Source organism: Aeromonas sp. QDB34 (genome assembly GCF_027705405.1).
In the GTDB taxonomy this organism is placed as follows: Bacteria; Pseudomonadota; Gammaproteobacteria; order Enterobacterales; family Aeromonadaceae; genus Aeromonas; species Aeromonas hydrophila.
Genome location: NZ_JAPDBT010000018.1, coordinates 56,836 through 65,299, shown reverse-complemented (window position 1 = coordinate 65,299; position 8,464 = coordinate 56,836). Strand labels below are relative to the sequence as shown.

The window sequence follows — 8,464 nt, the reverse complement described above, 5'->3', positions numbered from 1 at the left end:
CAGGCAGCCTGTCAAGGTATTCGAAGAGTACCGTCAGGCGGCATAGGCGAGTGTCGCACTTCGAAGTTGAATTCGCGGTGTTCTCAAAACATCTAACCGCATTAGTAAAGCAAAGGTTATTTTCACCTGTCTCACTAACTCCAAATTCAGCGCTTAAAATTCTAATGTAGGAGTCCAGGCTCACATAGAGGTTTTCAATTGAGTGGCATGGTGTGACATAAATATCATTGAAGCCAAGAAGTGAAGAATTGTCATCAAAGTCAGCATCAATAAAAAACATACAAGGTGCTAAAGAATACGTTCTATGCTCTCTAACTTTTCGTCTAAGTTCAATTACATTAGATTTACCGCCACAGTTTATACTAGACCATTTAATATCTGGGCGGATGTTGTTTATTCTTATGGAATAATACTTTTCATCCTCTCCCTCAAAGAAAATGGCATGTTTATTCTTAGAGACAACTCTTGTAAATTCCATGAACTTTACCGACAAGTTGTCACGAGATTTCACTAATGTATTAACCCTTGACATTAGAGTTCCTCGATATACTCAGATAAATCCACGGTATGAGATTCCAGTTCATTCTCAAAAATGAATGGGGAATGTGTTGTTGAGAATAAAAATTTACATTTTCCAGAAGATACAATATCAGGTAGCAGGGTTTTCTGCCATTCCATCGATAATGAAAGCTCTGGCTCATCAAAAAATATGGCCAGTTCCTCTTTTCTTTGAAGATACAGTAATGCAAAGAGAGAGATTATTTGTTTTTCGCCTGATGATAGACTTTCAATATCTACGGCACGACCATTTTTCTTTCTTATTATTTCGATAGTGACGTTGCTTTCGTCATAAACAACCTCTTTATCAGTCAAATATTTATTGCTTACCTTTGTAAATTGCTGTATTGCTTCGTCGTTGTCTTGCTGTTGCTCATATACTTTAAGTAAATTACTTATAAAATAAATAAGAGGGTCATGTCCAGAGAATATTTCTCGACTTTTTACAAGAGAGAGTATTTGCTCTTTATGAGAGGGGGAGATATTTTTCCCAATGCGCTCCAGTACAATTTCAACAGCTCTTGGACTCGATATAGATGATCTCATTTCATCCGTCACTGCAAATCCATTAACCAATTGAGATAACATCTGACCATTGATTTTTGAGAACCATTCAATAGATGAGTTTAAAATTTCAGACGTGATTTTTTCAATGCTTAACTTCACATCACTCATTCCGAAATTGATAGATGAAAGTCTTGATTGTGAACCATCTTTGACTTCGCTAAAAGCACGAATATCTTCTTCAACGCGACGGTAGGTTGGGAGGTGTAATGTTTTTAAAGGAAATTTATTCTTGATGTGATCGAGTTTGTCTTGTGTTGAAGAATTGATTTTTTTATTAGGTCTACTGCTTCTAATTTCTCTCAAATAATCCCTTAGGATTGAAGGAGGAATATCAAGAGAATTCGTGGCATGTCTAAATAGATGGGACCTTTCCATCGCATGAGAAGGGAACTTGCGTACATCATCTATTAGTTCAAGAATAAAGTCTTCTCCAAGCCGCTTTTCTAGATGAACAAAAAAGTGGTGGCCTTTTATAAATTCAAGATCTGCCTCAAAATCTGACTTTTTAAATGAAATTCTCTCTCCATCTAAAAATACTATGCCAATAGAATCAAAGACAACTTTTCTAAGTTTCGAGATATCTCCTGAAACTAGAGCATAGAATGAATTTAATATGGTTGTTTTGCCATAACCATTCTCGGCAACAATGATTTTATATTCTGAGTCGAAGGGGATTCTAACATTCCTTTCCTCATACAAGTTGTTTATGAAAAATTCTTTGATCATACATGCTCCATATTAAACGTCTTTCTTAGCAACCGGTAGGGGCGACTTTATGGGTTTATAAGTGCTTCGTTTCACTGGCGTGAAATGGGCCATTTATAGGTGTATCAAAGGTATGCAAGAAACCTGAAAGACATGTTATCAACAATGGATGTTATTTGTTGGGGGAAATCTATCCTGCGCATGAATTTTTAGTGAAATTTTGACGGCGGTCAGATTTCATAGCTGTAGGAGGAAAATATTCGAGTTGGGATGATTCTTTCAATATGATCTTTTTGCTCCAGAGCAGTGGCATTGCGTAAGTAATTGCCACCACTAGATGGGTGAGGGTAAGAGATTTTGGGATACTAAGGGGGTTGGGAGGAGGATTACCTGTTGGCTGTAGATTTATCAATACCCCGTCATTTCCAGATAGCCAACGCCTTTTGCGTCTCCCGAGACGGATACCGCCCCCTCCCAGTAGTCAAAGCGCCCCGTCATGGCCTGATCGGGCTGGCGCGCCTGGATGGTGAGCCTCATATCGCCGGCTGCCAGCTGCCACTCGATGGGGTAGGCTTGCCCCTTGGGGCCGCGCCAGGTCTTGCCGGGGGTGAGGCGGATCTGCGCAGGATCCAGCACCCGGCTGCTGCCGTCCCGTTCAATCAGGATGCCGTAGCGGTTCTCCGGCTCCGTGCGTCCTGCCTTGGTGCGCAGGCGAAACAGCATCAGCTCGCGGCCATCTTCAAATTGCAGTGAAAACCAGTCCCAGCCCGATTGCCACTCGGCCAATACCGAGCTGCTCCACTCGTGATCAAACCAACCCTCACCGCTGACGTTGCGGATCTCCCCATCCAGGGTCAAGGTGCCGCTGATGGTCAGGCGCGGGTAGGAGTAGTAGAAGGAGGCGTTGCCCGGGCTCTTCTCGCTGTAACCCGCTTTGCCTTGCAGCACCGCCGGCTTGGCGGCGCTTACTTTCAAATCAAGATCCCCCGCCTTGCTCTGCACCTTGAGGGTGGCGGGAAAGAGCGATTCCCCTTGAGAGGCCAGTGCCCACTCTTTCAGCCAATACTGACCGCCGCTGGCACCGGCGAGCCCTGGCCCCTGGCGGGTGGTGCGCTCGTCCTGCAGGTGGCTGCCTTTGCTCAAGTCCGCGATGGCGAACTGGGCCAGCCAGAGCTGGGGTGTGAGCCAGGGGTTGTCGGATGTTATCTCCTGCTCGATGCCTTGGCGAAACAGGGTCCACTGCATGCCGTAGCCGCGCCCCTGCTGGTCTTTCAGGTTGCCGGTGAGATACCACCACTCGGAGCGGTAGTCGGGGTGGGCACCGTGATCCGCGGGCAGGTTGATGGACTGACCCGGCAGGGCCTTTTTGAAGTGATTGTTGCCGCCGCCAAGGATGGCGCCCAGATCGTTGGCACTGATCCCGGTGCCATACAGGGTGCAGATCAGCGCCAGCGGCCAGATGTTGAATGTTTTCATACCACTCTCCTTGCGGCGTACCAGGAGGCAAGCGCGCCACAGACGGGGGCGAGCAGGAGCGCCGTGACGGCGTGCAGGGGGGCAGCCTCGAAGGCCAGCCGCCAGCCAAAGGCGCGGGGGTTGACCACTTCAATCAGCACCCAGGCAAGGCCATAGCCCACCGGCAGGGCCAACAGCGCGGTGAGCAGCCCCAAGCCCGCCCCCTGCCACACCAGCAACCGGCGGCAGTGGCGGGGGCTCAGGCCAAGGCTTTGCAGGGTCTGCAACTCGCCGCGCCGGGCCAGCCCCAGCACCATGAAGGCCGAGCCGATGCCGACGAAGGCGATCCCCAGGATCAGCAATTTCAATAGCTCGGTCACCACGAAGGTCTGATCGAACACCCTGAGGGCAGCGGCATGGATGGCGGGGGCGGGCAACAGGTTCACCCGCTCGCCAAACTGGGCCCGCAGGCGATCGGTGAGGCGATCAACGTGCGGGCTGAAGAGGGCCAGGGATTGCACCTTGCCCCCTTCGAAGGCGTGCAGTATCTGCCCCTTGTCGCTGCCGTAATCCTGATAGACGCCAGTGACGGTGAAGGTGCGTGGCCCCTGCTCGCCGCTCACCTCGAGGCGCTGGCCCACCTTGACCCCAAGGCGCACCGTCAGCGGTTCACTCGCCAGCACCTCGGCGGGGGTGGCGGGCCAGCGCCCGATCAGCAGCGGATAGGCGGCTTTCAGCTCGGGGATAAAGTCCATCTGCGCCCATTCGATGGGCTGCCCCTGCCAGCGGGCCGGGTGCACCGAGCGGCGCGAGGCGGCGCGCACGTCCGGCGCGGCGAGTATGGTGTTGAGGGTCTGCTCGCTCAGGGCGCCCTTGCTGCCGGCCACCCCCTTGGGGGCGGTGACGTAGAGATCGGCGGCCAGGCGCTGGCCGAGCCAGATCTCCACGCTCGAGCGAAAGCTCGACACCATGACCCCGATGCCGATGGCCGCGGCGATGGCCAGTTGCAGCGCCATCACCGCGATGGCGGTGCGATCCAGGTGATAGAGGGTTTCGGCCACCCCGAGCCGGGCGCTGAGGGGGCCGCGCTCGCGTCGGCGCAGCCGGCCTAGCACGGCGCGCAGCACATCGGGCAGGGCGAGCGCCATGGCCAGCAGCCAGCCGCCGGCCACGAAGAGGGCGCCGCCCAGCCCGGTTTCTGGCCGCCACAGACAGAACGCACAGAGCAGCAAGATGGCGATGGCGAGCCCCCGACGTTGCCAGGGCTGAGCCGGCGGGCGGCTGTTGCCCTCTCGTAGTTCAAGGGGGGATTGGCGCAGCAGTTGCCACCAGCCGGGCAGGTTGGCGGCGAGCGTGCCCAGCAGGCCGATCACCAGCGCCTTGCCAAGGCTGGCGGGGGAGAGGCGCAGCAGATCGATGGGGTTGGGGCCATAGAGATCGGCCAGCGCCTGGGTGAGCTGCCCCATCAGGGCGAGGGCCAACAGGCTCCCCAACAGCAGCCCGAGCAGGGTGCCGATGCTGGCGAGGATCAGGATTTCCAGGGTCAGCCAGCGCAGCAGCCGGCGCGGCGGCATGCCGAGGATGATGAGCTGGGCCAGCTGGGGACGGCGCACGCTCTGCACGAAGCGCTGGGCGTTGAACACCAAAAACAATCCCACCGCCATGGCGAGCAGGGAGAGCGCCGTGAGGTTCAGCGCCAGCGCATCGCCGAGCTGGCTGGCATCGAGCGCCGGGCTGATGGGCTCAAGCCAGAGGGGCTGATGGGGGGCATAGGATTGCAGGGCCACCTGCAAGGCTCTTTGCAAGGTATTGGCCTCGCCCTCGCTGAGCTTGAAGACGATGCGATCGAGCCGCCCTTCCTTGCCCAGCAGCGGCTGGGCGAGGCCGATGTCGGTCACCAGCAGCCGCTCCATGGGCATGGCGCCGGGCTCGAAGGTGCGGGCCAGGGTGAGGGTCAGCGGGCGGGGCGGCGCTCCTTCACCGCCCCCCAGCACGAAGCGCCGGCTCTGGCCCGTTTGCCAGCCAAGGCGCTTGGCCTCGGGGGCGGCCAGCCAGACGCTGTCGGCGCGGGTGAGGGAGAAGGTGGGCTTATTGTCCGGCGCGGCGCCAAACAGCCGGCGCAAGGGGCCGGGGTTGAACAGATCCATCCCCAGCAGCTGAAAACTGCGCCCCTGCTCATCTTGCAGCCAGCCGTGCAACTGGGGCATGGCGTCGAGGTTCGGCTGGCTGCGCACCAGCGTCACATAGAGCTGCTCGTCCAGCCCGCCGTCCGGCGCCAGCCGGTAGTTCGCTTCCCCCGCCAGCTGGCTGCGGGCGGCGACGAAGTTGGTGCGGGCGCTGTGGTTCAAAAGCTCGATGGCCACCACCAGGGATACCCCGAGGGTGAGCCCGACCAGGCTCATCAGCAGCAGCCAGGGGTGGGCGCGATAGAGGCGCAGCAGCGCCTTGAGCGGCAGCGGCAGCATCACTGCCCTCCGTGGCGGACGTCAGTCATGGCGGCGCCCCTTGAGCTCGACCAATTGGCCCCCTTCAAGGCGCAGCACCCGATCCGCCAGGGCGCCATAGGCGGGGTTGTGGCTCACCAGCAAGAGGCCGGCGCCGGTGCCCCGCACCGCCGCCATCATCAGCGCCATCACCTGCTCGGCGTTGTGTTCATCGAGGCTGCCGGTGGGCTCGTCGGCGAGCAGCCACTGGGGCTGGTGAATGAGGGCGCGAGCCAGCGCCACCCGCTGGCGCTGGCCGCCGGAGAGCTGCTCCGGCCAGGCATGGCGCTTGTGGGCCAGATCGAGGCGCTCCAGCAGGCTGTCAATGCGTGTCTCATCGCGGGCAAGCTGGTTGATGGCAAGGGGCAGGGCGAGGTTCTCGGCCACGGTCAAGGTCGGCAGCAGGTTGAAGTCCTGATAGACGATGCCGAAATGGCGGCCACGCAAGCGGGCCCGCTCATCCGCCGACTGGTTGTCAAGGCGGGTCTCCCCCAGCCAGATCTCCCCCTCATCCGGGGGGAGGAGGCCGGCGATGAGGTTGAGCAGGGTCGACTTGCCGCAGCCGCTCTGCCCCAGCAGCAGGGTGATCTCGCCGGCCGCCAGGGCCAGATCAAGGTGGTGAAACAGCGGCAGCCGTTCGCTGCCGTTATCGAAGCTCTTGCCGAGATTGCGCAGGGTCAGCATGGGATAACCGGTTGATGGTCAATGGCTTTCATCATGCCATGTACGTTGCTCCCCTGCCTAATGATCACGTGGCTTTGCCTTTGTGCGAGAGTGCCAGTTAGTGATCAAGGCTGCAAAAGAGGTGAGGATCCTGGCTGGATCCCGCTCGCCTGTGGTGGTTAGAATAGGGGCCTCCATGGGTCACAGGATGCGCAAGGATGTTACACAAGCAAGTCAGTTTTATCATCGACAGCAAGGGCAACAAGCAGGCTGCCGTGGTCCCCATCGAGATTTACAACGAGCTGATGACCCTGCAAAAGGCGCTCTCCGACAACAAGCCGGGCGAGCGCGAGCTTTACCACTTCAACGGCAAGGGGGCCGAGGCTCACGGTTATCCGGTGGGCAAGCGGCAGAACCCCGGCTTCATGGTGCTGGCGGGCTCCACCGCCAACGGCGAGGATGCGGCTTCCTTACGCGAGGCGGTGATCGAACTGCGCCAGGAGCTGTTGGGCAAGGGGATCCTGGCCCCGCGCAGCGAAGGGGGCTTCGTCTTTACTGCCGATCAGCTGTTCAACAGCCCGAGCCTGGCCGCCAGCCTGGTGGCGGGCAACAACCGCAGCGGGCTGGACGCCTGGCAAAACAGCGCCGGCTACACCCTCAAGCGCTCGGGGTTCGGCAAGAAGTAGGTTGAGCCCTCGCCCCTCAGGGCAGAGGATCCGTTGACAAGGTGCAGATAACACAAGGCCGCCCCCTGCGATGCAGGTGGGCGGCCTTGTTGTTTGTCGCTTGTTGCTTATTGATGCTCGGGGCTTATTTTTTGCCGGTCAGCAGCCAGTAGCTCAGGGTGGAGCCGAACCCGCAGCCGGCGATGGCGATGGCCATCGGCAGCGGGGATTCGGGGGGATTGAGGTTGACCAGGATCCCCACCACGGCGCCGATGCCAAAGCGCAAGGTGCCCGCCAGCGCCGAGGCGGTGCCTGCCGACTGCGGGAAGTGGCCCATCAGGCCGGTCATGGCGTTGGCCCCCACCAGGCTGATATGGCCGACGAACAGCACCACCGGAATGACGATGCCCCACAGGCCGCCGGTCTGGCTCCAGGCGTTGTAGATGAGCAGGGCGCCGGCACAGGGCAGCACCAGCAGACCGTATTGCAGCATCCGCTCGGCGCCCACCCCCTTCACCAGCCGGCTGTTGACGAAGGTGACCACCATCATCAGCAGGATGTTGAGGCCAAACAGCCAGCCATAGTGCTCGGTCGGTACCTTGAAGTATTCGATGTAGACGTAAGGGGAGGCGCTCAGGAAGGCGAACATGCCCGAGCTTGAGAGCGAGCCGCACAGCACGTAGCCCATGGCGCCGCGATGGGAGAGCACGCCCCAGTAGTTCTTCAGGATCTGGCCGAGGTTGAGGGGCTGCTTGTGCTCGGGCTTCAGGGTCTCCTGAATTTTCCACTGCATCATCAGGCAGATGAGCAGGCTGATCCCCACCAGCAGCCAGAAGATCACCCGCCAGTCGCTGTGGGCGCTGATGTAGCCGCCCACCACCGGTGCGACAAGAGGGGCGAGCGTCATCACCAGAATGACGAACGACATGGCGCGGGAGAAGGCCTCCTTCTCGAACAGGTCGCGCAGCAGGGCATTGACCACCACCGAGCCGGCCGCCCCGCCTGCTGCCTGCAACATCCGATATGCCAGCAGCTCGGGCAGGGAGTCCGCCATGGCGCAGCCCACCGAGGCGATGGCAAACATCACCAGCCCCGCCAGGATCACCGGCTTGCGGCCATAGCTGTCGGCGAGCGGGCCGTAGAACAGCTGGCCGATGGCGAAGCCACCCAGAAAGGCGCTGATGGTGAGCTGGGCGCCGTCGATGCTGGTGGCCAGATCCCGGGCGATGGCCGGAATGGCGGGCAGGTACATGTCGACCGCGAGCGGCGTCAGGCCCGCCAGCGCGCCGAGCAGGATGAACAGGAAACGGGGGGAGAGGGGGGCGTGGGGCATAGGCTATCCAGTCTTGATGAGTGCGAAGTCAGGGA

General features: G+C 58.5%; 7 protein-coding genes. 1 reads left to right on the top strand and 6 read right to left on the bottom strand.

Annotated features, from left to right (window positions below):
• From OKC29_RS18620 to OKC29_RS18600, 5 genes are all read right to left on the bottom strand, one after another.
• The coding region (locus OKC29_RS18620; RefSeq protein ID WP_270669489.1) for a DUF4435 domain-containing protein at nucleotides 1-478 on the bottom strand (478 nt) is incomplete at its 3' end.
• A gap of 53 nt (nucleotides 479-531) precedes the next feature.
• Nucleotides 532-1,851, bottom strand: coding sequence for an AAA family ATPase (locus OKC29_RS18615; RefSeq protein ID WP_073350616.1), 1,320 nt, complete (start codon nucleotides 1,849-1,851; stop codon nucleotides 532-534).
• 387 nt (nucleotides 1,852-2,238) lie between these two features.
• Entirely contained in the window at nucleotides 2,239-3,306 is a 1,068-nt protein-coding gene (locus tag OKC29_RS18610; protein ID WP_162275710.1) for a lipocalin-like domain-containing protein, read from the bottom strand.
• Nucleotides 3,303-5,750: an FtsX-like permease family protein gene (locus tag OKC29_RS18605; RefSeq protein ID WP_073350614.1), complete on the bottom strand. Its 2,448-nt coding sequence runs from the start codon at nucleotides 5,748-5,750 to the stop codon at nucleotides 3,303-3,305. Before OKC29_RS18605 ends, OKC29_RS18610 begins: the two co-directional genes overlap by 4 nt.
• A 21-nt stretch (nucleotides 5,751-5,771) precedes the next feature.
• Nucleotides 5,772-6,452 (bottom strand): ABC transporter ATP-binding protein, encoded by a 681-nt coding sequence (locus OKC29_RS18600; RefSeq protein WP_073350613.1) that lies wholly within the window; start codon nucleotides 6,450-6,452, stop codon nucleotides 5,772-5,774.
• 197 nt (nucleotides 6,453-6,649) lie between these two features.
• Here OKC29_RS18600 and OKC29_RS18595 point away from each other — a divergent pair, with 197 nt between their 5' ends.
• Nucleotides 6,650-7,117 (top strand): DUF4357 domain-containing protein, encoded by a 468-nt coding sequence (locus OKC29_RS18595; RefSeq protein ID WP_016351033.1) that lies wholly within the window; start codon nucleotides 6,650-6,652, stop codon nucleotides 7,115-7,117.
• 124 nt (nucleotides 7,118-7,241) lie between these two features.
• Here OKC29_RS18595 and OKC29_RS18590 read toward each other — a convergent pair whose 3' ends face one another.
• Nucleotides 7,242-8,429: a Bcr/CflA family multidrug efflux MFS transporter gene (locus tag OKC29_RS18590; RefSeq protein WP_016351032.1), complete on the bottom strand. Its 1,188-nt coding sequence runs from the start codon at nucleotides 8,427-8,429 to the stop codon at nucleotides 7,242-7,244.
• Between the last annotated feature and the right edge of the window lie 35 nt (nucleotides 8,430-8,464).